Source organism: Salegentibacter maritimus, assembly GCF_016236915.1.
Classification (GTDB): domain Bacteria; phylum Bacteroidota; class Bacteroidia; order Flavobacteriales; family Flavobacteriaceae; genus Salegentibacter; species Salegentibacter maritimus.
Map to the genome: position 1 here is coordinate 51,155 of NZ_JAEHOK010000015.1, position 25,725 is coordinate 76,879.

At 37.2% G+C, this 25,725-nt stretch carries 23 protein-coding genes; 13 read left to right on the forward strand and 10 right to left on the reverse strand.

Annotated elements, in window-relative coordinates:
- Positions 1–4 precede the first annotated feature (4 nt).
- Complete coding sequence (locus I6U49_RS12165; protein ID WP_198628956.1) at positions 5–493, forward strand: hypothetical protein; 489 nt, start codon at positions 5–7, stop codon at positions 491–493.
- Here the strand turns inward: I6U49_RS12165 and I6U49_RS12170 are convergent.
- From I6U49_RS12170 to I6U49_RS12190, 5 genes are all read right to left on the reverse strand, one after another.
- Entirely contained in the window at positions 490–1,326 is an 837-nt protein-coding gene (locus tag I6U49_RS12170; RefSeq protein ID WP_198628958.1) for a CvfB family protein, read from the reverse strand. The two genes, I6U49_RS12165 and I6U49_RS12170, sit on opposite strands and share 4 nt — an antisense overlap.
- 112 nt (positions 1,327–1,438) lie before the next feature.
- Positions 1,439–1,783, reverse strand: coding sequence for a DUF2853 family protein (locus I6U49_RS12175; RefSeq protein ID WP_198628960.1), 345 nt, complete (start codon positions 1,781–1,783; stop codon positions 1,439–1,441).
- Between the two features lie 59 nt (positions 1,784–1,842).
- Positions 1,843–3,576 (reverse strand): 2-succinyl-5-enolpyruvyl-6-hydroxy-3-cyclohexene-1-carboxylic-acid synthase, encoded by a 1,734-nt coding sequence (gene menD, locus I6U49_RS12180; protein ID WP_198628962.1) that lies wholly within the window; start codon positions 3,574–3,576, stop codon positions 1,843–1,845.
- Positions 3,577–3,807: 231 nt separating this feature from the next.
- Positions 3,808–4,953 carry a chorismate-binding protein gene (locus I6U49_RS12185; protein WP_198628964.1) on the reverse strand — a complete coding sequence of 382 codons (1,146 nt, stop codon included), beginning with the start codon at positions 4,951–4,953 and terminating at the stop codon, positions 3,808–3,810.
- Between the two features lie 3 nt (positions 4,954–4,956).
- Positions 4,957–5,376 (reverse strand): PaaI family thioesterase, encoded by a 420-nt coding sequence (locus tag I6U49_RS12190; protein ID WP_198629024.1) that lies wholly within the window; start codon positions 5,374–5,376, stop codon positions 4,957–4,959.
- A gap of 136 nt (positions 5,377–5,512) precedes the next feature.
- Here I6U49_RS12190 and I6U49_RS12195 point away from each other — a divergent pair, with 136 nt between their 5' ends.
- Together I6U49_RS12195 and I6U49_RS12200 are read left to right on the forward strand one after the other, a co-directional pair.
- Positions 5,513–6,148, forward strand: a complete 636-nt coding sequence (locus I6U49_RS12195; protein ID WP_198628965.1) for an alpha/beta hydrolase — start codon at positions 5,513–5,515, stop codon at positions 6,146–6,148.
- Between the two features lie 34 nt (positions 6,149–6,182).
- Positions 6,183–7,451, forward strand: coding sequence for an NRAMP family divalent metal transporter (locus tag I6U49_RS12200; protein WP_198628968.1), 1,269 nt, complete (start codon positions 6,183–6,185; stop codon positions 7,449–7,451).
- A 138-nt stretch (positions 7,452–7,589) separates the two neighbouring features.
- On the opposite strand, the gene I6U49_RS12205 is transcribed toward I6U49_RS12200, so the two are convergent.
- Complete coding sequence (locus I6U49_RS12205; RefSeq protein ID WP_198628970.1) at positions 7,590–8,222, reverse strand: hypothetical protein; 633 nt, start codon at positions 8,220–8,222, stop codon at positions 7,590–7,592.
- A gap of 449 nt (positions 8,223–8,671) precedes the next feature.
- Complete coding sequence (dnaK, locus tag I6U49_RS12210; RefSeq protein WP_198628972.1) at positions 8,672–10,600, reverse strand: molecular chaperone DnaK; 1,929 nt, start codon at positions 10,598–10,600, stop codon at positions 8,672–8,674.
- Positions 10,601–11,032: 432 nt separating this feature from the next.
- Here dnaK and I6U49_RS12215 point away from each other — a divergent pair, with 432 nt between their 5' ends.
- The 3 genes from I6U49_RS12215 (at position 11,033) to I6U49_RS12225 (ending at position 14,450) form a co-directional block, all read left to right on the forward strand.
- Positions 11,033–12,466, forward strand: coding sequence for an L-serine ammonia-lyase (locus I6U49_RS12215; RefSeq protein ID WP_198628974.1), 1,434 nt, complete (start codon positions 11,033–11,035; stop codon positions 12,464–12,466).
- A gap of 101 nt (positions 12,467–12,567) precedes the next feature.
- On the forward strand, positions 12,568–13,188 hold the full coding sequence (locus tag I6U49_RS12220) for a CPBP family glutamic-type intramembrane protease (protein ID WP_193709955.1): 621 nt from the start codon (positions 12,568–12,570) through the stop codon (positions 13,186–13,188).
- A gap of 233 nt (positions 13,189–13,421) precedes the next feature.
- A complete protein-coding gene (locus tag I6U49_RS12225) occupies positions 13,422–14,450 on the forward strand; it encodes a formylglycine-generating enzyme family protein (protein ID WP_198628976.1) in 1,029 nt (342 codons plus the stop codon).
- A 55-nt stretch (positions 14,451–14,505) separates the two neighbouring features.
- Here I6U49_RS12225 and I6U49_RS12230 read toward each other — a convergent pair whose 3' ends face one another.
- A complete protein-coding gene (locus I6U49_RS12230) occupies positions 14,506–14,961 on the reverse strand; it encodes a nuclear transport factor 2 family protein (RefSeq protein WP_198628978.1) in 456 nt (151 codons plus the stop codon).
- Between the two features lie 63 nt (positions 14,962–15,024).
- Here I6U49_RS12230 and I6U49_RS12235 point away from each other — a divergent pair, with 63 nt between their 5' ends.
- From I6U49_RS12235 to I6U49_RS12245, 3 genes are read left to right on the forward strand one after another with little or no spacing between them, the layout of a single operon-like run.
- Complete coding sequence (locus I6U49_RS12235) at positions 15,025–16,143, forward strand: glycoside hydrolase family 18 protein (RefSeq protein ID WP_198628980.1); 1,119 nt, start codon at positions 15,025–15,027, stop codon at positions 16,141–16,143.
- Positions 16,144–16,203: 60 nt separating this feature from the next.
- Entirely contained in the window at positions 16,204–17,022 is an 819-nt protein-coding gene (gene panB, locus I6U49_RS12240) for a 3-methyl-2-oxobutanoate hydroxymethyltransferase (RefSeq protein ID WP_198628982.1), read from the forward strand.
- A gap of 51 nt (positions 17,023–17,073) precedes the next feature.
- The gene (locus I6U49_RS12245) at positions 17,074–17,772 is read left to right on the forward strand and encodes an RluA family pseudouridine synthase (protein ID WP_232804709.1); all 699 of its coding nucleotides are present in this window, start codon (positions 17,074–17,076) and stop codon (positions 17,770–17,772) included.
- A gap of 67 nt (positions 17,773–17,839) precedes the next feature.
- Here the strand turns inward: I6U49_RS12245 and I6U49_RS12250 are convergent, their stop codons facing one another.
- Positions 17,840–19,384 (reverse strand): hypothetical protein, encoded by a 1,545-nt coding sequence (locus tag I6U49_RS12250; protein WP_198628984.1) that lies wholly within the window; start codon positions 19,382–19,384, stop codon positions 17,840–17,842.
- A 147-nt stretch (positions 19,385–19,531) separates the two neighbouring features.
- Between I6U49_RS12250 and I6U49_RS12255 the strand changes: the two genes are divergently transcribed.
- The 4 genes from I6U49_RS12255 (at position 19,532) to leuB (ending at position 24,095) form a co-directional block, all read left to right on the forward strand.
- Entirely contained in the window at positions 19,532–20,704 is a 1,173-nt protein-coding gene (locus I6U49_RS12255) for a 2-isopropylmalate synthase (RefSeq protein ID WP_193709961.1), read from the forward strand.
- Positions 20,705–20,825: 121 nt separating this feature from the next.
- Positions 20,826–22,208, forward strand: a complete 1,383-nt coding sequence (leuC, locus tag I6U49_RS12260; RefSeq protein ID WP_198628986.1) for a 3-isopropylmalate dehydratase large subunit — start codon at positions 20,826–20,828, stop codon at positions 22,206–22,208.
- Between the two features lie 4 nt (positions 22,209–22,212).
- On the forward strand, positions 22,213–22,827 hold the full coding sequence (leuD, locus tag I6U49_RS12265; RefSeq protein WP_198628987.1) for a 3-isopropylmalate dehydratase small subunit: 615 nt from the start codon (positions 22,213–22,215) through the stop codon (positions 22,825–22,827).
- Between the two features lie 152 nt (positions 22,828–22,979).
- A complete protein-coding gene (leuB, locus tag I6U49_RS12270) occupies positions 22,980–24,095 on the forward strand; it encodes a 3-isopropylmalate dehydrogenase (RefSeq protein WP_198628989.1) in 1,116 nt (371 codons plus the stop codon).
- A 199-nt stretch (positions 24,096–24,294) separates the two neighbouring features.
- Here the strand turns inward: leuB and argH are convergent, their stop codons facing one another.
- Positions 24,295–25,572, reverse strand: a complete 1,278-nt coding sequence (argH, locus tag I6U49_RS12275; protein ID WP_198628991.1) for an argininosuccinate lyase — start codon at positions 25,570–25,572, stop codon at positions 24,295–24,297.
- Positions 25,573–25,725: the final 153 nt, after the last annotated feature.

Below are 25,725 nucleotides of genomic sequence, written 5' to 3' on the forward strand. Positions count from 1 at the left end.
GATAATGAAATTTCGTTTACTCCTTATAAGCACATTTTTTTTAAGTATAACACCTGTTTTTTCTCAGGAATACTGGGACATGGCCGATTTTGAAATTAGCAATTATAGCATTGAACCCGCCTGGAGCGATCTAAGTTTTGGGCAACAATTTTTTCAGGGGGATTTTGATCTTCCCAGTGGAGAATTTCTAAATGTAGACCAAAATAAGCGTGCTACCGTAGATATGGTAGGAATTCTTGAGCAGCAACGCAATATGAAAAAACGCAGCGTAGATATTGGAACACCTTTACCTACAACTACTCAGAAAAAGAAAGCTTTCGAAATTTCTAATAATTATAGGCTTAGAGATAAAGATGAAGTGTATAACGATGCGCTTAACTCCAATCCTTATTATCAAAACCAGCGAATCTATCAAAATGCCCTACATAGACAACATCAGCGCCGAATGTATTACGGCTCTTACTATTATGCCCCTCGGGGCCGTTATTACTAGCCTTCTTTAAGATAAAGTCCGTTATCCTTTATCTCTATTTTTCTTTGCTTATAAAGCGTACCGGCAGCACGTTTAAAACTTTTTTTACTAATTCCAAGCTGACTGTGGATTGCCTCTGGCGAAGACTTATCGGTAAGGTTTAAGTAGCCATCATTTTGTTTCAGCTTATCAAGAATAAGTTGGGCATTTGGCTCAATACTTCTATAACCCGGCCTTTGTAAACTTACGTCAATTTTACCATCTGAGCGTGTTTTCTTAATAAACCCGCGCATTTCATCCCCTACGTTTATTTCCTGAAAAACATCGTCATGATAAATTAAACCTAAATGCAGTTGATTAATAATCACATTATAGCCTAAATCGCTTTTATTGCTTATTATTAAATCTACTTCTTCGAAAGGAGCTACGGTTAAGGACGAATTATCCAGGAATGCATGTACCTTACTGGAAGCAACCAAACGGTTGGTATCCTCATCTAAATAACAAAAAACAAGGTAACGCCCACCTTTTTTCATAGGGTAAGCCTGTTCTTTAAAAGGTACAAAAAGATGTTTTTCAAGCCCCCAATCTAAAAAAGCACCAAATTCTGTTGTCTCTACGCATTTTAAAAAAGCAAATTCATCTAATTTTACCAGGGGTTCTAAAGTGGTCGCAACCGGACGTTCTTCGTGATCAAGGTATACAAAAACCTCAATCTCCTCCCCTATTTCAAAAGTTTCGGGAATGTATTTATTGGGAAGTAAAACTTCATTCCCCTCTTCATCGGTTAAAAATAATCCGGGTTCGGTTTCCCTTACAATATGAAGTGTATGATTTTCGCCAATTCTAAGCATAAGCAATATTTTGGGAGCAAAGATACTTTATATTTACGGGCTTTTCTGCAAAACAAAAAAAATCCGTTTTCATACTCGGAAAACGGATTTCTATATAACTTTAAATCAAGGCTTATTTAAAAACACTTTCTTTTTTGAAATGCTTTGTAAGTAGGTAGTATACCACCGCACGATATTTGTTACGATTAGATTTACCGTATTTTTCCATGACGGCATTTAAACCAACATCCAGCTTTTCATCATCTTTTAAACCTAATTTTTTAATAAGAAAATTACGCTTCACGGTTTCCATTTCAGATTCTGAAGAACTGGAAACAGTCTCGGCATCACTTCTAAAAATACTTGGGCCACAAGATTCAGTTACTTTTCTCAATAAATCTACATCGGGATCTTCTCCGGTTCTATCTTTTACATCCTGGATGTACTTACCTACTTTTTCATCGGTTTTTTCACTCATAATTAATAATTTTTAGTTGTAAAGTCACTAATTTACTTAAAAGAGTGAAGTTTATATCTTTAAGATTTCATAAAATTAAAATATTCCAAAAGCACCTCGTCATTAATTTTTCTTGGCGTAAAAATTTCCAGGAGTTTTGGTTTTTCAGCAGGGCTAAAGAATTCTTTAAGATGCTCTTGTATCTCCTCAGAATTTTTAGCCGAACCATACTGAAAACCATACATTTCACTCAGGTGTTTTGCCTGAAGTTGGTGTGTGGTTTCAAAATATTTTTCAAAATTATCGGTATTCTTATTTCCGGGTAGGATCCTAAAAATTCCACCACCGCTATTATTTATAACGATTATCCTAAAATTTTTAGGGATATAATTATTCCATAATGCGTTACTATCGTAGAAAAAACTAAGATCTCCAGAAATTATTAGTGTTGGTTCAGCTTTTACACACGCAGCTCCTACTGCTGTTGAAATGCTTCCGTCTATCCCACTGGTGCCTCGATTACAAAAAATACGTAAACTTTCTTTCCATTTAAATAATTGTGCATATCTAATGGTAGAACTATTGCCCAGGTGTAACAAATAATTTTCGGGCACATGCGGAACAATCTCCTGCATAGCTTTCAAATCTGAATAAGGAATTTCATTCATATATTCCTCATGACGCACTTGCCTATGGCTTTTTACTTTTTTCCAATAAGTTCCATAATCGCTTTGAACATTTTCCGTTAGCGGAAAGAAATGAGTAAAGAAAGAGTTTACTGTGGTCTCAAAATGTTTATTTAAGCAAAAAAATGTATTATATGCCTTCTTAGGATCAATATGCCAGTGTTGCTGTGGCTGATAGTTCCTTAAAAAGGCTTTAACCTTCTTAGAAACAATCATGCCTCCAAAAGTAAGTAAGATTTCCGGTTGAAGCTTTTTAAACAGTTCCTCACTATCCCGATCTTTTTCTATAGGACCAATTAGGGTATCTATTCTTGTGAAAAAATCGGGGTGATTTAAATTAGAAGTGGTTTCGGTAAGCACAATAACCGACTCATCTTTGGCCAGTGCTTCTAAAAATTTCTGCTCAACAATATTGGGTTGTGCTACCCCAACTATTATCATTTTACGTTTTGCCTTATTCCAAAGTTCGGCATAGCCCTGTAGCTGTTTTTGGGTATAGCTTCGTTCTACAATTTCAGGTAAGATTTGCAACGGGTCTACGTTCACATTTTCCACCAAATCATATAAGGGCTCATAAAATGGCACATTAATATGAACCGGCCCTTTCCCCTCTATAGCTTTGTTAAGTGCCAGATTTATTTCACGTTCATTGTGCTTTTGAGACTCAAACTGCTTTTGCTGAAGTTTTTTATCGGTAGCTTCAGCATCCAAAACCAATTCTGAGTGTAAGTTTGCTGAATACAGAATATGGTTTTCAAAAACGTTTTTTTGCCTAATGGTTTGACCATCCCCAATATCGATACGCTCTACGGGCCTGTCGGCCGAAATTATCACCAAAGGAATATCGCTGTAAAAAGCTTCTACAATAGCCGGGTAATAATTTAGCAAAGCAGAGCCCGAAGTACAAACCAGCGCTACAGGCTTTTGTAGCTGCTGAGCCATTCCCAGGGCGTAGAAAGCAGCACATCTTTCATCTACAATACTGTAAGGCTTAATATCTGGATGATGTGTAAAGCCTATAGTTAACGGAGCATTTCTGGAGCCGGGGGAAATTACTACGTGATGTATATTTTTAGCAACGCATAGCGCTACAATAGATCTTGCAACAGGTATTTTAGAATATTTCACAAAGTTTAGTTTTCAAAGCAGCACCCCACAGTTTATAAAATCCTGTGAGGTCTTTATTTTTAATCACACCAATCTAATCTCAGGTTCTAAGTTTGAATAACAACGTAGGTGCTAATGTAAACTTAGAATGACGTTATTTTACAATTGACCTTATTGGTTCAATATCTTATAGGTCATTTTCAACAACTCAAAATTACAATTTCAAAAGTATTTACCGGCCAGGTTTTGCCCTTATTTAACAAGTACAGATTTTATGGTATGAGACTTATTCACCGTCTCCTCCCATTCATCAGCAGGATTAGAATCTTTTGTAATTCCGCCGCCAATAAACAGGCTGGCCCTATCGGCTTCTAATTTCATACAGCGAAGGTTTACAAATAATGAAGTATGCTTTAAAACACTCGCGTAGGCCTGGTTTTCCTGATTTCTTCGATTACTGCTACGTTTAATTTCTTTTTTCATATTCATTTCTCCCAAAAATCCAGAATAGAACTCACGCTTATAGCCTTCACTTTTAAGAATAAACCTTTGTGCTTTTATCTTTGGAAGACCGCATACGGCGGGAGTTGGATGCAAAGCTAAAATTAAACTTTTAAGGTTAGATTTTTCCAAATCCAGTATTCCCTGAATATCTGTTTGTAAATGCAATAAATTTCCAGCTTTGGTAGTATAGGGCTCTGATCTATAAATTTGGCCCGAAACCTTATCTTGCAGGTTTTCCAAAATAGAATCTGTAACAATTTGTTGCTCTTCAATTTCTTTTTCTCCCCAATTTACATTACTTGTTCCTGCAAATGCCTGCGTTCCGGCAAGAGACATGGTTTTAAACTTATTACGCTCTACATTTAAAAGGGTTTCGGGCGTGGCACCCAACCAGGTTCCTGTTTCGGGGTGGAACCAATAGTACACAAAAGCAGTCTCATATTTCTTGAGTAGATTTTTAAAAATCTCAACCGCATTAAGTTGTGTTTGCACGTCTTCTTTTCGGGATAACACTACTTTTTTAAATTCATCCTGTTGAATAGCTTCAATTCCTTGCTGAACCAATTCTTCGTGCTGTATTTTAGATTCAGTATTGGTTAACTCGGGAGGAAAATGCTGCTCTTCCTGCTTTTCTATAGCCGAAGTTGTAGGCGAATATTCTGTAGCAATACTTTCTGCACTTTCAGAAGGAACAAAAGGTGCGCTCTTAGGGTTTTCAAAAGGGGCAAAAACAAAACCGCTTTCCTCATAAGATGATGTTTGGTAAGTTTTATCTGAATCCTGAAGCAAAGCCCTTGTCAACCCATTTTTGTCATTAGGATTTCTATATGCCACAAATGGATTTCCACTACGAATTTGCATCTCTAATTTTATAAAAAAATCTTCGCTATTCATTTTCTACTTCTTTTTAGGCAATGCTATGGTAGTAAGTTTTACGATAGAAATAAGGTTTTTATCCTCATCGGTAACCTTTATTTCAAAAAGTTGGGTGGTACGGCCTTTATGAACAAAGCTGGCTTTAGCATAAACAACACCTTCTGAAATACTTTTTACGTGATTGGCCGAAATTTCAATCCCGCGAACATAAAATTTATCGGTATCCAAAAAAACATAGCTTGCCAAACTCCCTACACTCTCTGCCAAAGCCACACTGGCCCCACCGTGCAATATACCATCGGGCTGGTGAACTTTTGAAGTAACCGGCATTTTAGCGATTAGATAGTCTTCTCCTACCTCGGTAAACTCTATCTCAAGAGTTTCCATAAGCGTATTTTTACAAACTTTTTTAGAAAGCTCCAGAAGTTCTTCTTTGGTCATAGCAATAAGATTGGTTTCTTTGCAGGCCACCTCGGGTAAACCGAGAGGCACTTTATAAAAATCTTTTTGATTCGCAGCAAGCTTCGAATCATTTAAGCCTTTATTATTGAGTAAAAATACAAAACCGCCCTAAAAGATGAGTATTGAAAAGGAGCTTTCTTATCAAATTACCAATACGTATAGTGTTTTAAACCATTTCACTGAAAAAACAAAAACGGTATGGCTGGTTTGCCACGGAATTGGTTATTTGAGTCGCTATTTTCTTCGGCATTTTTATCATTTAAATACTGAAGAAAATTATGTGATCGCCCCACAGGCACAATCCAAATATTATCTCAACAACCAATATAAACACGTAGGTGCCTCCTGGCTTACCAAAGAAAGAACCGAGGCCGAAATAGAAAATGTACTAAATTATTTAGATGGGGTTTATACAGCCGAAAATCTTAAAAATGCACCAAGGCTTATTATTTTGGGGTATTCTCAAGGAGTTTCGGTGGTAACTCGTTGGATAGCCTCCCGTGAAATTAATTGCGAAGAACTGATTATGCATTCAGGAAAAGTTCCAGCCGAATTAACAAGAGAAAGCTTTCAGTTTTTAAAAAACACTAACTTCAGTTTTATTTATGGAACCGAAGATGAATACTTGAAAAACGGAATTATTAAAGTGGAAAAAGAGCGATTAAAAGATCTTTTTCCACAAAATTTTAAAATAAAAACCTACAAAGGTGGTCACGAATTTAATACTGAACTTATAACGGAATTTGCTTAAATTGACTTTTCGGCTATACATTCAAAGCTTTTAAATGAAACAAAAAATTAATTCTAAAAAATCTATCCTAAAAAGTATAGGACCGGGCTTTTTGTTAGCCGGGGCTGCAATTGGTGTCTCACATTTAGTGCAGGCCACAAGGGCCGGTGCCGATTACGGTTTTATCTTAATTTGGGTTTTAATTATAGCCTGTGTTTCAAAATATCCATTTCTGGAATTTGGTTCTCGTTTTGCCGCAGGTACCGGAAACCATTTAATTACCGGCTACAAAAAACTCGGAAAATTCCCTTATTGGATTTATATCCTAATCACCATAGGAAGTATGTTCATTATACAAGCTGCAGTAACCATTGTCACTGCCGGTTTAGCCGAGCGTTTATTTAATTTTGGTTGGCCGCCATTTCTATGGAGCGCAATTATTCTTATTGCCTGTATTACTCTGCTTTTAATAGGAAAATATCCCGGCCTCGATAAAAGCATGAAAATTATCGTTACGGTATTAACCCTTGCAACCCTGGCTGCCGTTATCCTGGCCTTTAGCCCCGAAACTATAAATAATGCAATAAGCACACAGCCACCTTCGCTTTGGACAACAGCAAGCCTGGGGTTTATAATCGCTTTTATGGGCTGGATGCCTATTCCTCTTGATGCTTCGGTGTGGCATTCTATATGGACTCGCGAAAAAGCCAGCCAGAACAAAAACAAAATTTCGGTTAAAGGAGCTTTTGCCGATTTTAACCTGGGATATCTTTCGGCCGCATTTATTGGTTTACTTTTCTTTTTACTGGGAGTTTTAGTAATGTTTGGCAGCGGTACTTCATTCTCCAGCAACAGTGTAGAATTTTCAAGTCAGTTGGTGGATTTATACGGAAAGACCCTTGGCGAATGGAGCAAACCTTTAATATCGGCAGCTGCTTTTATTACCATGTTAAGTACGGTTATAACAGTTACTGATGCCTATCCAAGAGTGATTTCAGAATTAAAAGATCCTGAAAAAGATAAACCTGAAGATAAAAAAGGCAAATGGCAGGTATACCGTGTTTCTATCTTTATTATCCCTATTCTTTCACTTTCAATTTTGTATTTTCTTTCAGGATCATTTACCATTTTGGTAGATTTTGCTGCCGGACTTTCATTTCTTTCAGCTCCCTTTCTGGCCTGGTTTAATTACAAACTGGTAAGCGGAGAACAAATGCCGGAAAAACATAGGCCGGGAAAAAATTATAAAATTTTCAGCTTAGTTTGTTTTGCGCTTTTAGTGGCCTTTAACTTTGTGTATTTATATTATAATTTTTTGACTTAGTTTTTTAATCAAATGATTCTTGCACACTAAGTTCACCTTAAGTAAACTACCTCTTGGCAAGCCCACGAGGCATTCGTTGGAAACAATTTTTTAATTTCGAGGCAAGCCCCGGGGTATTAAATCCTTTGGCGGTGCCAATTAAACACAGGAATTTTTATCAACCGAAAACACTTTTTCTTTTAATACTTCAATATCACCATTAGCTGTAAGCTTAAGGTGATACCTATTGGTTTGAATTGGCGTGCAATAACTAACAGTTTTTAATACTATAAGTTCAAAACCGGAATTTGTAGCTTTTATAGCACCGCCATCAATATCATTAATTCTATAATAATAATCGTTTGCACGAATCCAAAGCAAAGCCTCTTCCTTTGTATTTATAGCACCTAAAAATTGCAGTAAATCGTCTGTAGAAGCAACCAGGTTGTTTTCATTATCGGCTTGATATTTTAAATAATAAAAACATAATCCCGGTAAGCAACTGGGAGCAAAACCGTATTCCGGTTTTAAATTGTTAAACTCCTCCTTGCACATATCGTCTTCTTCACTGGCACATAGCACTCCGTTTTGACTTATAATTTTTTCGTTAAAATCATTCGGGCCGTTTACCAAAGCATATACAAGCTCCCAATAATTGTTTTCTATACCGGGATCCAGGTCATGAAAAGGATATTCCTCTGAAATTGGCTCAAAGCCTTTGGTAGAAATAGTGTCGTCAGTACTACAGGAAACAAAAAGAACGAGTGTAAAAAACAATATTGATATTTTCATAATAATCGATTTCTTAATAGATACAAAATCCCTAAAAAGTTGCGTTTAAAAATAAAAAAAGCGCAATCAATTTAATGATTACGCTTTTTGGTATTATTATTTAAGCTCGATTTTTAAAGATCCCGAAACAAGTTCGGGGTAAGCGATTCGCACACTTTTCAAAAATTCCAAACTAAAATTGAAATTTTCGAGGAGGCTGTCTGAAAAGTCTATTCTCGTCAAGCTGAACTTGTTTCAGCTTCTAACATGTTTTTAATTACCAATACGTTAGATCTTGAAATAAATTCAAGATGACGGTTTTAAAACCTTTTCTGACAGCTTCAAGCGATTCGCACATTTTTCAAAAACTCCAAACGAAAATTGAATTTTTCGAGATCCCGAAACAAGTTCGGGATAAGCGATTCGCACATTTTTACAAGCGCTTTGCGCTTGTAAAAATGGCTCTCTGCTTACTTCACTTCTTCAAAATCTACGTCTTCTACGTCGTCTCCGCTTTTAGAGTTTCCTTCGGCTTGCTGGCCGCCTTCGGCTCCGGTAGCACCTTGTTGTGGTCCTGCCTGGCCTCCCTGGGCTTCAGCTTGTGCTTTATACATTTCTTCGGAAGCAGTTTTCCAGGCTTCGTTCAATTTGTCTAAAGCAGGAGTAATTTGATCCAACTCTTTAGTTTCGTAAGCTTTCTTCAATTCTTCTAAAGCTTCTTCTACCGGCTTTTTCTTATCTTCAGAAATCTTATCGCCAAATTCTTTTAACTGCTTTTCAGTTTGGAAAATCATAGCATCAGCTTCGTTAAGCTTATCTACTTTTTCTTTGGCTTTCTTATCGGCATCAGCATTTGCTTCAGCTTCCTTCTTCATTTTCTCGATTTCTTCCTCGGTTAACCCTGAAGATGCTTCAATACGAATATCCTGAGATTTTCCGGTTGCTTTATCGGTAGCACTTACTTTAATGATACCATTGGCATCAATATCAAAAGTTACTTCAATTTGAGGTGTTCCTCTTGGCGCTGGTGGAATTCCGTCTAAGTGGAATCTACCAATAGTCTTGTTATCGGCCGCCATTGGACGCTCCCCTTGCAATACATGAATTTCTACTGATGGCTGATTGTCGGCCGCGGTAGAGAATGTTTGCGATTTCTTGGTAGGAATGGTAGTATTGGCTTCAATAAGTTTTGTGTTCACTCCTCCCATAGTTTCAATACCTAAAGAAAGTGGTGTAACGTCAAGTAGCAATACATCTTTTACATCTCCGGTAAGTACACCACCCTGGATAGCTGCACCAATAGCAACAACCTCATCTGGGTTTACTCCTTTAGAAGGTTTTTTACCAAAGAATGCTTCTACTTCTTCCTGAATTTTAGGAATACGGGTAGAACCACCAACAAGAATTACCTCGTCGATATCGCTTTTTGAAAGCCCGGCATCACTAAGTGATTTTTTAACAGGCTCCATAGAACGAGTCACCAACTCTGCAGCCAATTGCTCAAACTTAGAACGGGTAATTGTTTCTACAAGGTGCTTTGGGCCACTTGAAGTTGCAGTTACATAAGGTAAGTTAATTTCAGTTTGACTTGAAGAAGACAACTCGATTTTAGCTTTTTCTGCAGCTTCTTTTAAACGCTGAAGTGCCATTGGGTCTTTTCTAAGATCTATATCTTCAGCCTTTTGGAAAGTATCTGCAAGATAGTCTATTAACACCTCATCAAAATCATCACCACCAAGGTGCGTATCACCATTTGTAGATAATACTTCAAATACACCATCGCCTAATTCAAGGATAGAGATATCAAAAGTACCTCCACCAAGGTCATAAACTGCAATTTTTTGATCCTGGGATTTCTTATCTAAACCGTATGCAAGCGCAGCTGCAGTAGGCTCGTTTATAATTCGGCTTACTTTTAAACCTGCAATCTCCCCGGCTTCTTTTGTAGCCTGGCGCTGAGAATCGTTAAAATATGCCGGTACGGTAATTACTGCTTCATTTACTTCCTGCCCAAGGTAATCTTCTGCTGTTTTCTTCATTTTCTGAAGTACCATTGCAGAAAGTTCTTGTGGAGTATATTTTCTACCATCTATTTCTACACGAGGTGTATCGTTATCACCTTTTACTACTTTATAAGGTACCCTACCGGCTTCTTTAGAAGACTCAGAGTATTTATTCCCCATAAAACGCTTAATAGAAGAAATGGTTTTGGTTGGGTTAGTAACTGCCTGACGCTTGGCCGGGTCACCAACTTTTATTTCGCCACCTTCTACAAAAGCAATTACAGAAGGGGTAGTTCTTTTTCCTTCAGCATTAGGTATTACCGTTGGTTCATTTCCTTCCATTACGGAAACGCACGAGTTGGTAGTACCTAAATCAATTCCAATTATTTTACTCATAACTTTATACGTTGAATTTTATATTATTGATTTCAATTCTTCGAAGTCTTAAAGTCAATCTTTATGCCAGCGAAAAACTTATGACAGGTTGTCATTTTTTCAATCAGGCACTTGTCAAATATGCGCTTTTCCTTGTAATAAAAAGTAAGTCAACACACGTCAGGTTCCCTTGTAATAAATTACATCCTGGCAAGTTAAGGAGGCATTAAATGGAATATTTTTTAATTCGGGGCAGTTGTAAGAGTATTTGTTTATCAACTAAAACACGTTAAGAATACTATTGAATTTGAAATATTTGCTCAGCATAAAGATGTTAGCAGTTTTTAATTTTTAATGTGATTTACTATTCACGAAATCGTTTTAATATTTCAATAAAACATTCTCTTTCATGTTAGCAAATCCTTACTTTTGCGGTAAAATAGGAGATTTATAATGCGGAAAATTGAATGTATTAGCGTTTTTGATATGTTGAAGGTTGGTGTAGGTCCCTCCAGTTCACATACCTTAGGTCCCTGGCGAGCTGCCCAAAGATGGATTGCAGAGTTAAAGAAAAAAAGAACTTTTGAAGAAGTTAAACATATTCACATAGATCTTTATGGCTCTCTTTCGCTTACCGGAGTGGGTCACGCTACCGATATTGCTACTATTTTAGGGCTTTGCGGACATGATCCTGTAACTATGGACATTTCTATTATTGATTCTGAAATCCAAAACATCAAAGAATCAAAGAAACTTCTACTTAATGGTGAAAAGAGCATTGATTTTAGTATCACTAACGATATAAAATTCAATAAGAAATTCCTTGAATTTCATCCTAATGGAATGACATTCCGTGCAGAACTTAAAAGCGGTAAAAAAACATCCTCATCTTTTTATTCTATTGGTGGCGGTTTCGTGGTAAAGAAAGAACGTAAAAACGCCAGTAAGAAAATGAAAAGCTTTATGGAGTTTCCATTTTCTATTGAAAAAGCTACCGAACTACTGGCCTATTGTAAATCTGAAAACAAGCCTATTTCTGATATTGTTCTTGAAAATGAAAAATCCCTTAGAAGCGAAGAAGAAATAAACGCCGGTTTAAAGCAAATTTGGGATGTAATGCTAGAATCTATGTACATTGGTTGCCATACCGAAGGTACACTACCCGGCGGCCTTAACGTAAAACGCCGCTCTTTTGAAATGCACCAACGTCTTATTGACGAAGAAAAATATGATTCTCCTGAAGATTGGATTACCGCGATTAGAAGGACCGAAGTAAAGTTTAGGCAAATTCTTAAATGGGTTAGCTGCTTTGCCATAAGCGTTAACGAAGTAAACGCGTCTTTGGGACGTGTGGTTACCGCACCCACCAATGGTAGCGCAGGTACTGTTCCTGCAGTGATGATGTATTATATGGTGATAGAAAACCACAAAGCTACTTTTGAAGATATGAAGCGTTTTATGCTGGTAGCAGGTGAGATTGGCAGTCTGTTTAAAAAAGGAGCCACTATTTCTGCCGCTATGGGCGGTTGCCAGGCAGAGATAGGTGTATCATCGGCGATGGCGGCCGGTGGATTAACAGAACTACTGGGAGGAACCCCGGAACAAGTACTTATGGCTGCCGAAATTGCTATGGAACACCATCTGGGCCTAACCTGCGACCCTATAGCCGGTTTAGTACAGGTGCCCTGTATTGAAAGAAATGCCATGGGCGCCATAAAAGCCATTAATGCGGCAGAAATAGCCCTGGAAAGCGATGCAACAAAAGCAAAAGTACCTCTGGATAAAGTGATTGAGACTATGTGGGATACCGCCAAAGATATGAATTCGAAATATAAAGAAACTTCAGAAGGCGGCCTCGCAGTTAAAGTGAATTTAAGCGATTGTTAGCCTGTTTACAGTTTTAAATTGCAGTAATATTTAAAATAAAAATCTTGCAGTTTCCTAAAATACCACCTAAAGTCGGTAACCTGTTTCGCAATTATTGGTTGATGATAGGATCCTATTTTCTGTTTTTCTTTTTAATGGGGTTCTTAAATACTTTTTTACCCGACTTAGACCTGGAAAAATATCAGCAAACCGAGTTATTTAATTTAATGAACGAAAGTCCCCTGGCTTTTGTTATTATGGCAGTGATTATTGCCCCGGTGTTGGAAGAAAGTATGTTTAGAACGCTTATTAAACCCTCTTTTACCGAAATACATATTTTCTGTTGTGCTTTGCTTGCCTTTTTCGGCTTAGGTTTTATACCCCAGGAGGCTGATTCTTTGCTAAAATATGGACTGGTAATTTTAGCGGCTATTATCATCTTTCTTTTCTTGCAATCTCTTAAACCTTCACGAATCATTAGAATATTCCGTATTCTTCTATACCGATATTATAGAGTTGTATGGCTGCTTACCGCGGCTCTTTTTGGTTTGGTTCACATCTGGAATTATGTTGAAGGTTGGCAATTTGATCTCATTTTATTTCTCTTAATTTTTCCAAGAATTATTGCTGGTTACTTTTTTGGAAAAATAAAAATTGAAAACAATAGCCTTATTTGGCCAATTGCCATGCACGCTATGAATAATGGTGTTGTGGTTATATTTCTTCTCCCAAAGATTTTGTAAAAGAAGTAAACTAGCTCGGGGTATTACAGCCGTTAGCGGTGCCAATAAATGTTGGCAAATAAGCAGACTTAAACTCACCTCTCCGGTAATTCCTAATCTTCTCTACTCCAAGCATAAGAAAATCAAAACATTACTAGCCTAAAAATAGATTTGCAATTTATTCTATAAAATTTTCGGGTCGGGTATTTTTATGCGTTTAAATTACTTCTTTATCTTTAACCAAAATTCTAAGTATGCGATTCTCTTTTAACCCAATGATCCTGGTCTTTTTAATTGGTTTGTTTTTTAGCTGTAAAAACCAGGAAGATAAAAAACCTGAAACTCTCACGGCAGATCTTGAGGAAACTGAAAAATCTTATCATGAGGCGTATATGGAGGAAATTGCTGAGATTAAAGAGCGAGATTCAGTATCAACCTCAGGTATGCTTAGAATTGAAGGTGGGGAATATTTGATGGGCGGAAATTCAGACCAGGCCCGGCCAGACGAATTTCCACAACATATAGAAAAAATAGCAACACTACTGGTAGACGAAACCGAAGTAACAAATGCCCAATTTAGGGAATTCATAAACAGTACCGGTTATGTTACCACGGCTCAACGCAGTTTTGAAGTGCAAGGGCAAACTTTCCCTCCCGGAGCCCTTATTTTTAATGAAAACAACCCACAAGCCTGGTGGAAATTTAAAGAAGGGGCTAACTGGGAAAATCCTTATGGACCAGGCAGTTCTATTGAGGGAAAGGATGACCATCCCGTAGTACAGGTTTCCTGGTATGACGCCATGGCCTATGCAAAATGGGCCGGAAAAAGATTGCCAACCGAAGCCGAGTTTGAATATTTAGCGCGAGGTGGAAAAGAGGATGAAATTTATCATTGGGGAAATGACTTTAAAAAGGCTACCCAATTTGTTAACTTCCATCAGGGTAATTTTCCGGTTACCAATGAAGTTCAGGACAATTTCGAGAAAACAGCTCCGGTAAAAAGTTTTCCTCCAAATGACTTTGGACTTTATGAAATGGCAGGAAATACCTGGGAGTGGGTATTGGATACCTATTATCCAAATGCCTATTCAAAACTGGAACAGCGCACCGATGGCTACTTTAAAGAATATTATAATGCTGAACAGCAAAAAGTAATTCGCGGCGGCTCTTTTCTGTGCAGTGAATCTTATTGCACCGGCTACAGAAACGCGGCCAGAATGAGCTCTACCCCCGAATCTGGTTTAGAGCATTTAGGTTTTAGGTTAGTTAAAGATATAGAGTAAATTATTTCATGGTAAGTCCACGAGGTATGAAAATCTCGATTATCGAGTATATCCTCTATTCACAGCCTAATTTGCTGCGTGTATCTACCAGATAAATTATTTTCCACTGGCCTTTAAATTTCATTAGCTGAAAAGTATTTACGCCACAATGACTTAATTCCCCATTTACATAAAATGAATATGGCGTACTTACGTTTGCGATCACTCCATTTATATGAATTTTAAATCCATGTAGTTTTTCTCTAAACTTAGTGGTTTCTGGAATTGAGGCAATAGCCTTCAAAAAATCAGTATAATCTTCAGTAGAGAGCATTGTTTTTCCGTTAACATCTATAGCAACTGAATGCATTTTTATCTCAGGGTGCGCAAAATTCTTTAAAGCAATAGAGTCCTTTGCGTGAAAAGCACTAAAAAAGTTTTCGATTAAATTTTGAAGATTTTCTTTTTCTGAACTTTGACTATAGCCTAATTGACAGAGAAATAGAAAACTAATTAGGAAAAACTTATTCATTGGCCTATTTTTATAGAATAGCTAATTTAATATTTTAATACACTCAAGCTAATCCTTTATATTATGAAAAAAGCATTGGTGCCCTCCCTCCTATTATTTTTAGGTTTTGTTTTAAATACCTGGACTGTAAAAGCACAGGAAAAAGTTGTAGGTTATATTGTAGCCGGAAATGTTGATGATAAATTTAATGAGATTACGGCAAAAAAACTTACACATGTTAATTATGCCTTTGCTAATATTGAAAAAGGGAAAATTGTAGAAGGTAGTCCTAAAGACAATGAACGTTTAAAAAAAATTAATGGTTTAAAACAAGACAATCCCGATTTAAAAATCTTGATATCCGTAGGTGGCTGGGCTTGGTCTGGTGGCTTTTCTAAGGCTGTTGCTAATAAAATTAATCGTGAGCGTTTTGCAAATAGTGGAATTTCTTTTCTAAAAAAACATAATATAGACGGCATAGATTTAGACTGGGAATACCCGGGACAACCAGGAGCCGGAAATCTACATTCGCCGGAAGATAAACAGAACTTTACTACTATACTTAAATTGTTTAGAAAAAAACTGGATTCGCTAGGAAAAGTTAATTCCAAAAATTACTTGTTGACCATCGCAACCGCTGCAAACAAGGAGTATTTAAAACATGTTGAATTAGGTAAAATTCATCCTCATTTAGATTTTATAAATATAATGAGCTATGATTATCGGGGTGGTTGGAACAATTCTACCTCGCACCATACCAACTTATACGATTCAGAAACCGATCCTGAAACATATAAAAGAAGTACAAATACCGCTGTAAAAGAACATTTGGCAACCGGTGTTCCTTCAGAAAAGCTTGTTATTGGAGTTGCCTTTTACGGCAGGGGTTGGCACGAAACAGAGAATAAAAACGCAGGCCTGCATCAAAGAGCTTTCGGAAAATCTTTCAGCATAAATTATCGCGAAATAAAAGATAGTTTAAAAGATGGCACATACAGTCGTTTTTGGGACAAATCGGCCCGGGCACCCTATTTATGGCGCAAAGATACCGGCACTTTTATCACCTATGATGATCCCGAATCTATAAGACAAAAAGTAAATTTTATAAAAGAGCACAATCTTGGTGGTATTATGTTTTGGCAATATCACGGAGACGATGGTGAATTACTGGAAACACTTTACACTGAATTTAAAAAACAATAAAAGCAGCTTAGTGACATAAAACCGCTCGATTTTGTACTTTTACCTTCCAAAATTGAAAATATGTCTGTAGCTAAGAAAGAATACAAAAGAGTTACCACCAAGTCTTTGGTAGATATGAAAAAGAATGGCGAAAAAATCGCTATGCTTACCGCATATGATTACTCGATGGCGAAAATTGTAGATGGTGCCGGAATAGATGTAATTCTTGTGGGCGATTCTGCCAGTAATGTAATGGCGGGACACGAAACTACACTTCCTATTACTTTAGACCAAATGATCTATCACGCAACCAGTGTGGTAAGAGCTATAAATAGAGCACTTGTTGTAGTAGACCTTCCCTTTGGAAGTTACCAAAGCGACCCAAAAGAAGCCTTAAGATCGGCGATTAGAATTATGAAAGAAAGCGGTGGTCACGCCGTTAAACTTGAAGGAGGAAAAGAGATTAAAGAATCGCTAAAACGTATTCTACACGCCGGGATACCGGTAATGGGACATTTAGGCTTAACCCCCCAATCTATCTATAAGTTTGGCACTTATACGGTAAGAGCAAAAGAAGAAGCTGAAGCCGAAAAATTAAAATCTGATGCACTATTACTGGAACGGCTTGGCTGTTTTGCCATCGTTTTAGAAAAAGTACCGGCAAAACTGGCAAAAGAAGTAGCAGAAAGTATAAACATTCCTGTAATTGGTATTGGTGCCGGAAATGGTGTAGATGGCCAGGTATTGGTAATACACGACATGCTGGGAATGACCCACGAATTCAATCCAAGATTTTTAAGAAGGTATGCCGATTTACATTCAGAAATGACGAAAGCTTTTGAAGGCTATCGCGACGATGTAAAAAGCAAAAGTTTTCCATCTGGTGATGAGCAATATTAATTTAAGTAGCAATACCCGGTTGAAACTCAAAGCTCTTATAACATAATTAGTTTGGAAAAAACAATTTCGAATAAAAACAACCTACAGGTCCTTTTTGAAGACAACCATATTATTGTGGTAAATAAACGCCCCGGTGATATTGTACAAGGCGATAAAACCGGGGACAAACCGCTTAGCGAAGTGGTAAAATTGTATTTAAAGGAAAAATACAATAAACCCGGAAATGTATATTTGGGTGTAGTACATAGGCTTGACAGGCCAACTAGCGGAATTGTTCTATTTTCGAAAACCTCGAAGGCCCTACCCCGGCTCAATAAACTTTTTCAAAAGAAAGAAGCGCAAAAAACATACTGGGCCATTGTAAAAAATGCTCCTCCCAAAAAATCAGATACTTTAGTCCATTTTTTAAAGCGAAACCAAAAACAGAACAAATCTTACGCTCACATTAAAGAAGTACCCGATAGTAAAAAAGCTATTTTGGAATACAGAATAGTAAAGAAACTTGATAATTACTTCCTACTCGAAATAGATTTACATACCGGGAGACATCATCAAATTAGGAGCCAGCTTTCGGCTATTGGCAGTCCTATTAAAGGTGATTTAAAATACGGTTTTAACCGAAGCAATAAAGACGCAAGTATTCATCTACACGCCAGGGAATTAAAGTTTATCCATCCGGTAAAAAAAGAAGAGGTTCATATAATAGCTCCTCCACCCCGGGAAGTGCTTTGGAATAATTGTATAAGCTAAACTGAAATCAAAATTGCTTCTTAAAATTTTTTCAACCTATTTTCAGGCTTTGTTGTCTCCAAAATAATTACCTACCTACCAAAGCTACTTTTTCAGCGATTACATCAGCTACGGGGCGATTTTGTATTTTACTTTCCAACCACGAAATGATATCCAGGTAAAGAAATGCCCTACGCTCATAAGGGTGATTTTCATACTCCTTTAGCTTAGCGTGCAATTTTCTAAATTCATCTTTTATTTCCAGAGGAGAGATTTCAGGTAAATTTCTTAGGAAAATTATCATTTGTTTTTGAACCTCGTGCAAATCGTTCATTTTAATCAAAAATTTATAAGTAGATTTCACCAACCTATCTAAATGATAATCCAGGCCTGCTTCATAATGAGCTACCAGGCTTAAAATACGGGCAAAGCACATTAAGTCTTCCCGCATTTCCAAAGATTTATTATTAATAATTTTATTTAGAAATTCTATACATTTTTTATTGTCACCATCCCCAAAATAAAGACAGGCTATCTTGTAGTAAAAAACCATGATGTGATGCTCATCTATGCGGTCTCTATATTTTTTTATACGTTTCTGAATTTTTTCTACCAACTTATCGCCATTGGCAAAAGCTCCCTTCATAAACCGCAAATTCAATTTATTGGAATATAGATAAAGAAAGGCCAAAGCTTTAATATTATCATCGTCTGGAATCTTGGCATCTTTCAGCATACCTTCAAGATTTTTTAGCGTCTTTTCGAATAAATTGTTATGATTTAAATAAAACAAAGACTCCAATAAATAATGGTTTCCTTTTAAATAAGAAACGGGATGAATGGGCACCAGGTGCTTCTGGTCGTTAAAAAGATCTATCCATTTCATAGAATAGCGATAGCAAGCCAGGAAATCTTGCGTAATAAAACTAAACCATAAGTGGGCTTTATAAAGCCATAATTTCTCCCTAAAACCTATGTTCTTTATTTTGTACTCGGGAAGATTCTGGTAAAAGTAGTTCCTAATACTATCTGCTTCTTCCTGGGTTCTGGCATACCCCATCTTTAAGAAAATGGCATATAACTGTAAAGATAAATTAGAAAGCTTACTGGATATTAAATTAAGCTCACTCAAACTCTCGGTTTGTTGAATTAAGCTTTCCGCCCTGTTTTCTATACTTCGAGTAATATATTGGGATTCGATAATTTTCTCTAACTCCAGGATTTCATAGGCCAGGTTTTTTTCTTCATACTCCAGTGCCTGGGTTTTTATTTTATCCAATAACTTCAGGCTTTGCTTATAAAGCCCTTTTCTATATAAGATATAGGCAAAATCAAACTGCTCCCTAATTTGAACCGGAATACTTTGGTGAGCCGGGTTCAATCTTAAACTAATAAGTATTTGCTTATATAAATGAGCTTTTACATTTGAGAGTTGTTGCTTACTAATCTTAGTTTTTAGAAGAATCTCTTTCTCGTTATATTTCTTCAATTTGGTCATCACCTTAAATAAATTCAAAAATTTACTATCGGTATTCACCCCAATTCTTCCAACATACAACGAAAACTGTCGCTTTTCCGACGGTGAAAGCGACTTAATTAAAGAAAATAAGTTATCGGTTAAATCATTAGTCATTGTAACAAAATCGTTTATAAAACACTGATTATCAGTGTTATTACATTCTATTTTTTAAGTTAATTATCGTAATACCCTTATGGGCTAAAGCCTGGAGTGTTTAGTTAAGCAATACTTTAGTTAAAGATAAAGTAAAATAAATCTCTTATGAGCACAGAAAAGGTAGAAATTTTTGACACGACGTTACGAGACGGAGAGCAGGTTCCAGGTTGTAAATTAAACACAGCCCAAAAGCTAAAAATTGCCGCACGTCTCGATGAGCTGGGAGTAGATGTGATTGAGGCAGGTTTCCCTGTTTCCAGTCCCGGCGATTTTCAATCTGTTAATGAAATCTCTAAACTGGCAAAGAATGCCTCCGTTTGTGGGCTCACCCGTGCTGTAAAAAAAGATATAGAAGTTGCTGCAGAAGCTTTAAAACATGCTAAAAGACCACGTATACATACTGGAATTGGCACATCAGATTCACATATTAAGTTTAAATTCAACTCTACAAGAGAAGAAATTATTACTCGTGGTGCAGCTGCCGTAAAGCACGCTAAAAACTTTGTAGACGATGTAGAGTTTTATGCCGAAGATGCCGGAAGAACAGATAACGAATTTCTTGCTCGCGTTTGTACAGAAATGATTAAAGCCGGTGCCACTGTATTAAATATTCCCGACACCACAGGCTACTGCCTTCCAGAAGAGTATGGAAGAAAAATAAAATATCTAAAAGACAATGTAAAGGATATTGATAAAGTCATTATTTCATGTCATTGTCATAACGATTTAGGTCTTGCCACAGCTAATGCAATTGCAGGGGTTATGAATGGTGCCCGCCAAATAGAATGTACCATTAATGGTATTGGTGAGCGTGCAGGTAATACAGCTTTAGAAGAGGTCGTCATGATCTTAAGGCAACACCCAACTTTGAATTTAAATACCTTAATAGATCCAAAATTCCTTTTTGATACCAGTTGTATGGTTTCACAGGAAATGGGAATGATGGTTCAGCCTAACAAAGCTATTGTGGGTGCCAATGCATTTGCCCACAGTTCGGGAATACATCAGGACGGTGTGATTAAAAATCGTGAGACTTACGAAATTATTGATCCTGCAGAAGTTGGGGTAACCGAGTCGGCTATCGTTTTAACCGCAAGAAGTGGACGAGCAGCTTTAGCTTACAAGGCGAAAAAAATGGGCTACGAGTTAACCAAACTTCAATTAGATGAAGTTTACACCGAATTCCTGAATTTTGCCGATGCCAGAAGATGTGTAGAGGATAATGATATTCACGAAATCATGGAAATTTCAAAAAGAAAAATAAGGGCAATAGCCTAATAAAACAGTTTTAGAACTTCAGAATAGCAGTATGCTACTTCCAGAGGCAAGCCTCGGGATATTAAGTAAAACATAAAACTCTTACGCATTTCTTATAGGGAATTGAATTTATAAAAAACAAATGAAAAAAACTTTATTCGATAAAATTTGGGATTCCCATGTGGTAGAATCTATACCCGATGGGCCGGATATTTTATATATCGATAAGCACCTAATTCACGAAGTTACAAGCCCACAAGCTTTTAACGAACTTAAAGAGCGGGATATTTCGGTTTTTAGACCGAACCAAATTGTCGCTACGGCCGATCATAATACCCCAACTGAAAACCAGCATTTACCAGTTAAAGATTTATTATCCAGAAAGCAATTAAAAGAATTAACCCAAAATTGCGAGGATAATAATATTACGTTATACGGTCTTGGGCATCCCTATAATGGTATTGTTCATGTTATGGCCCCTGAACTTGGAATTACCCAACCCGGTATGACCATGGTTTGTGGAGATAGCCATACCTCTACCCACGGTGCTTTTGGCACCATAGCTTTTGGAATTGGAACCAGCCAGGTATCACAGGTTTTTGCCAGCCAGTGTTTATTGGTAGAAAAACCTAAAAAACTTAGGGTAAATGTAAACGGTAAACTGAAAAAAGGGGTTTTACCAAAAGATGTGATCCTCTATATAATTAGCAAACTAGGTACAAATTCTGGCACCGGCTATTTTTGTGAGTATGCCGGGAATGTTTTTGAAGAAATGTCTATGGAAGGCCGTATGACGGTTTGCAACATGAGCATTGAAATGGGCGCTCGTGGTGGTCTTATTGCTCCTGATGAAACTACTTTTGAGTATGTAAAAGATAAAGAATTCGCCCCAAAAGGTCAAGAGTTTGAAGCTATGAAAGCTTATTGGGAGACACTGAAAACCGACGAAGATGCAGCGTTTGACCAGGAATATTCTTTTGATGCCGAAGATATTGAACCCATGATCACCTACGGAACAAATCCGGGGATGGGTATTAAAATTACCGGATCTATCCCAATGGAAGGTGGTAAAAGCGATGCCAAAGCCCTGGCTTATATGGGCTTTAAACCTGGAGAAACTTTACTTGAAAAACCTATTAACTGGATTTTTATTGGAAGTTGTACCAATTCAAGGATTGAAGATTTTAGAGCAGCAGCAGCCTATATAAAAGGCAAGCAAAAAGCCGAAAATGTAAACGCATTAATTGTACCCGGTTCCCGCCAGGTGGCGGCTCAAATTGAAGCTGAAGGCCTACGCGAAGTATTTGAAAACGCCGGTTTCACCTTAAGACAACCGGGGTGTTCAGCCTGCCTGGCCATGAACGATGATAAAATACCGGCCGGAGAATACTGTGTCTCTACCAGTAATAGAAATTTTGAAGGAAGACAGGGACAGGGTTCCAGAACTATATTAGCAAGTCCGTTGACAGCCGCTGCAACCGCAGTTTCAGGAAAATTAACCGACTTCACAAAAAATTTAAATTAATTAAATGGAAAAGTTTATCACATTAACCGATACGGCGGTTCCTTTAGAAATAGAAAACGTAGATACCGACCAGATAATCCCTGCCAGGTTTCTTAAAGCCACCGATAAATCTGGTTTTGGAAAAAACCTGTTTCGTGACTGGCGTTTTGATAAAAACGATGAGCCCAATCCTGAGTTTGCTTTAAACAAACCAGAATATAAAGGTGCCATCCTGGTTGCGGGAGATAATTTTGGTTGTGGATCCAGCCGTGAGCATGCCGCCTGGGCCATAAAAGCATACGGATTTAAAGTAGTTGTTTCCAGTTATTTTGCCGATATTTTTAAAGGAAATGCCTTGAATAATGGCCTGCTTCCGGTACAGGTAAGCCCTGAATTTTTAGAAATTCTTTTTACTGAAATAACCAAAGACCCTTCAGTAGAAATTAAGGTAGACCTGGAAGCGCAGAAAATTGAAATTCCTAAGAAAAATATATCTGAAAGCTTTGACATTGATACCTATAAAAAAACCTGTTTAATCAATGGGTTTGATGATATAGATTTTCTGGTAAGCAAATTAGACGCCATAAAAGAATTTGAAAATAAGAAAGCGCAAAAATTACAAACGACTAAATCCTTGTAAGTTGGAATTGTTTTCGTCAAGCTGAACTTATTTCAGCTCCTAACGTGATAAAACAACCAAAAAAAGAACTTAGATCCTGAAAATAAATTCAGGATAACGCAATCAAAAGCTTTCTGAAAATATTAAAAATAACCACACATATTACAAAAAAAATGAAATTAAAAATAGCAGTTTTACCCGGAGACGGTATAGGTCCCGAAATCACACAGCAATCGGTTAAAGTTTTAAAAGCTGTAGCAGATCGTTTTGATCACCAATTTGAATTTGAAGATGCCTTGGTAGGTGCAACAGCAATAGATTTGCTGGATAACCCGTTGCCTGAAGCTACCCTTGATTTGTGTAAGAAATCTGATGCTGTGTTATTTGGGGCTATTGGCCATCCAAAATACGACAATAACCCCGATGCAAAGGTAAGACCGGAGCAAGGGCTACTAAAACTAAGAAAAGGACTGGGGCTTTATGCCAATATTAGACCGGTTAAGGCCTACGATAAACTAGTTGAACAATCTCCATTAAAAGCCGATCGTATTGCCGGTGCCAATATGGTTATTTACCGGGAGCTTACCGGTGGCATCTACTTTGGCGATAAATTTACTGCCGAAGATGGGCAAAGCGCTACAGATGTTTGTTCCTATTCAGTAGAAGAAATCTCTAGAATGGCACACCTGGCTTTTAAAGCTGCTCAACAACGCTCTAAGAAACTAACGCTTGTAGACAAAGCCAATGTATTGGAAACCTCAAGGCTATGGCGAAAAACAGTAACTAAAATTGGCGAAAAGTATCCCGATGTGAGCCTGGATTTTCTTTTTATAGACAATGCCGCGATGCAAATGATTTTAAATCCAACTCAGTTTGACGTGATTTTAACCGAAAATATGTTTGGAGATATCTTATCAGATGAAGCTAGTGTAATTGGTGGAAGTATTGGTTTACTGGCCTCGGCATCTGTAGGTAAGGAAAATGCAATGTTTGAACCTATTCACGGTTCCTATCCGCAAGCAACAGGTAAAGGAATTGCCAATCCTGTGGCTTCTATTTTATCGGCAGCCTTATTACTGGAACATTTTGGGTTAATTGAAGAAGCTGAAGCCGTTAGAAAAGCTGTAGAACTAAGTATTAAATTGAATGTTTGTACTATAGACATTAATAAAGATAACCATTACACCACCGAAAAAGTGGGTGATTTCCTGGAAGGGCTTATTAGTGAAATTGATAATATTAATATCAATAACGAAAACCTAAACCTGGGACAAATGACCATCATTTAAGATTTTTTTTCTTCATTCATTTATGTTTTGAACCCTTCGCATTTCGTGTGGTTTTGCGGAGGGTTTTTTAGTGAAGCTAATTTTTTCGAGAATTGAAAATCCTCTATAAATCTTAGATGAATAAACCCCGATGAAAATCGGGGTTTTATATTTATTTTTTATGCATTAAAATTCGGAAGGTATACAACTTTTTATCCTCCTATACCTCGTCCTTCTTTTTCTTAATCTCTTCTAAAGCCAAATTATCCTTACTTCCCAAATGTGAATGTTTCTTGCCTTCAGCAGCCCTATAGGTCCCATCCTGAACCTCCCCGCCAATTACCTGGTAAGCTTCTCTAAAAGATTTTCCTTGCATCACCAGGTCATTAATACTATCTACCGTAAATAAGTACTTATATTTTTCATCTTGCAAATCAATATCTTTCACCTTAACTAGCGCGATAGAATGAATAAAAATATCCAGCACCTCTTTAATATTTTCAACAGCATACATACTGTTTTCCTTAATTAACTGGTAGTCTCTATGGTAACCACTGGGAAGGTTATTTGTTATTAAAATCATTTCATTGGCGATACTCTGTAGTTTATTACATTTCCCACGAATAAGTTCAAAAACATCGGGGTTCTTCTTATGTGGCATAATACTGGAGCCTGTGGTAAGCTCATCTGGAAAAGTGATAAAATCGAAATTCTGACTCATATACAGGCAAATATCCATCGCAAAACGAGCTAAGGTATTAGCGACCGATGAAATATTAGCAGTTACCGTTCTTTCGCATTTTCCGCGTCCCAATTGTGCGGCCACTACATTATATTTTAAGGTTGAAAAGCCCAATTCTTTGGTGGTAAAATCACGATCTATTGGAAAAGAAGAACCATAACCGGCTGCAGATCCCAAAGGGTTTTGATCTACAACCTTTAAACCGGCTTCCATTAAATAAAGATCGTCTATAAGCAACTCGGCATAAGCTGAAAACCATAAACCAAAACTTGAGGGCATGGCCACTTGCAAATGCGTATAGCCGGGTAACAATTTTTCCTGATGTGTGTCTGCAAGGCCTAAAAGAACATCTATCAATTGCTTTGTTTTAGCCGAAATCTCCAACAGGTTTTCTTTAAAGTATAACTGCATAGCTACCAAAACCTGATCATTTCTAGAACGGGCGGTATGAATTTTCTTCCCGGTATCTCCCAGTACTTTTGTAAGTTCGAACTCGATTTTAGAATGTACATCTTCAAAATCTTCTTCAATCTGAAAAGTTCCATTTTCAAATTGTTGTTGAAGTTTATCTAATTCTATTTCTATAGCCACCACTTCTTCTGAAGTTAAAATTCCTACTTCGCCCAACATTTTGGCATGTGCCTTTGAAGCTAGCAAATCGTATTCAACAAGGTGCATGTCCAGCTCGCGGTCATTTCCCACCGTAAACTTTTCAATTTTGTTATCTATTGATATTCCTTTATCCCAGAGTTTCATAGAATTTATTTTAAGTTAAAATTAATTATAAACGTCATTCTGAATTTATTTCAGAATCTAAGTTGTTACATACCTGGAACGTATTAGAAGCTGAAACAAGCCCGCCTGACCGGACGGGCAGGTTCAGCTTGACGCAAATTTTTCTATCAGTCT

Excerpts from the sequence above, each read along its gene's own strand:
- I6U49_RS12165 (WP_198628956.1), top strand. The coding sequence starts at position 5 with ATGAAATTTCGTTTACTCCTTATAAGCACATTTTTTTTAAGTATAACA.
- I6U49_RS12170 (WP_198628958.1), bottom strand. The coding sequence starts at position 1,326 with ATGCTTAGAATTGGCGAAAATCATACACTTCATATTGTAAGGGAAACC.
- I6U49_RS12175 (WP_198628960.1), bottom strand. The coding sequence starts at position 1,783 with ATGAGTGAAAAAACCGATGAAAAAGTAGGTAAGTACATCCAGGATGTA.
- I6U49_RS12185 (WP_198628964.1), bottom strand. The coding sequence starts at position 4,953 with ATGAATAGCGAAGATTTTTTTATAAAATTAGAGATGCAAATTCGTAGT.
- I6U49_RS12190 (WP_198629024.1), bottom strand. The coding sequence starts at position 5,376 with ATGACCAAAGAAGAACTTCTGGAGCTTTCTAAAAAAGTTTGTAAAAAT.
- I6U49_RS12195 (WP_198628965.1), top strand. The coding sequence starts at position 5,513 with ATGAGTATTGAAAAGGAGCTTTCTTATCAAATTACCAATACGTATAGT.
- I6U49_RS12200 (WP_198628968.1), top strand. The coding sequence starts at position 6,183 with ATGAAACAAAAAATTAATTCTAAAAAATCTATCCTAAAAAGTATAGGA.
- I6U49_RS12205 (WP_198628970.1), bottom strand. The coding sequence starts at position 8,222 with ATGAAAATATCAATATTGTTTTTTACACTCGTTCTTTTTGTTTCCTGT.
- dnaK (WP_198628972.1), bottom strand. The coding sequence starts at position 10,600 with ATGAGTAAAATAATTGGAATTGATTTAGGTACTACCAACTCGTGCGTT.
- I6U49_RS12215 (WP_198628974.1), top strand. The coding sequence starts at position 11,033 with ATGCGGAAAATTGAATGTATTAGCGTTTTTGATATGTTGAAGGTTGGT.
- I6U49_RS12220 (WP_193709955.1), top strand. The coding sequence starts at position 12,568 with ATGATAGGATCCTATTTTCTGTTTTTCTTTTTAATGGGGTTCTTAAAT.
- I6U49_RS12225 (WP_198628976.1), top strand. The coding sequence starts at position 13,422 with ATGCGATTCTCTTTTAACCCAATGATCCTGGTCTTTTTAATTGGTTTG.
- I6U49_RS12230 (WP_198628978.1), bottom strand. The coding sequence starts at position 14,961 with ATGAATAAGTTTTTCCTAATTAGTTTTCTATTTCTCTGTCAATTAGGC.
- I6U49_RS12235 (WP_198628980.1), top strand. The coding sequence starts at position 15,025 with ATGAAAAAAGCATTGGTGCCCTCCCTCCTATTATTTTTAGGTTTTGTT.
- panB (WP_198628982.1), top strand. The coding sequence starts at position 16,204 with ATGTCTGTAGCTAAGAAAGAATACAAAAGAGTTACCACCAAGTCTTTG.
- I6U49_RS12250 (WP_198628984.1), bottom strand. The coding sequence starts at position 19,384 with ATGACTAATGATTTAACCGATAACTTATTTTCTTTAATTAAGTCGCTT.
- I6U49_RS12255 (WP_193709961.1), top strand. The coding sequence starts at position 19,532 with ATGAGCACAGAAAAGGTAGAAATTTTTGACACGACGTTACGAGACGGA.
- leuC (WP_198628986.1), top strand. The coding sequence starts at position 20,826 with ATGAAAAAAACTTTATTCGATAAAATTTGGGATTCCCATGTGGTAGAA.
- leuD (WP_198628987.1), top strand. The coding sequence starts at position 22,213 with ATGGAAAAGTTTATCACATTAACCGATACGGCGGTTCCTTTAGAAATA.
- leuB (WP_198628989.1), top strand. The coding sequence starts at position 22,980 with ATGAAATTAAAAATAGCAGTTTTACCCGGAGACGGTATAGGTCCCGAA.
- argH (WP_198628991.1), bottom strand. The coding sequence starts at position 25,572 with ATGAAACTCTGGGATAAAGGAATATCAATAGATAACAAAATTGAAAAG.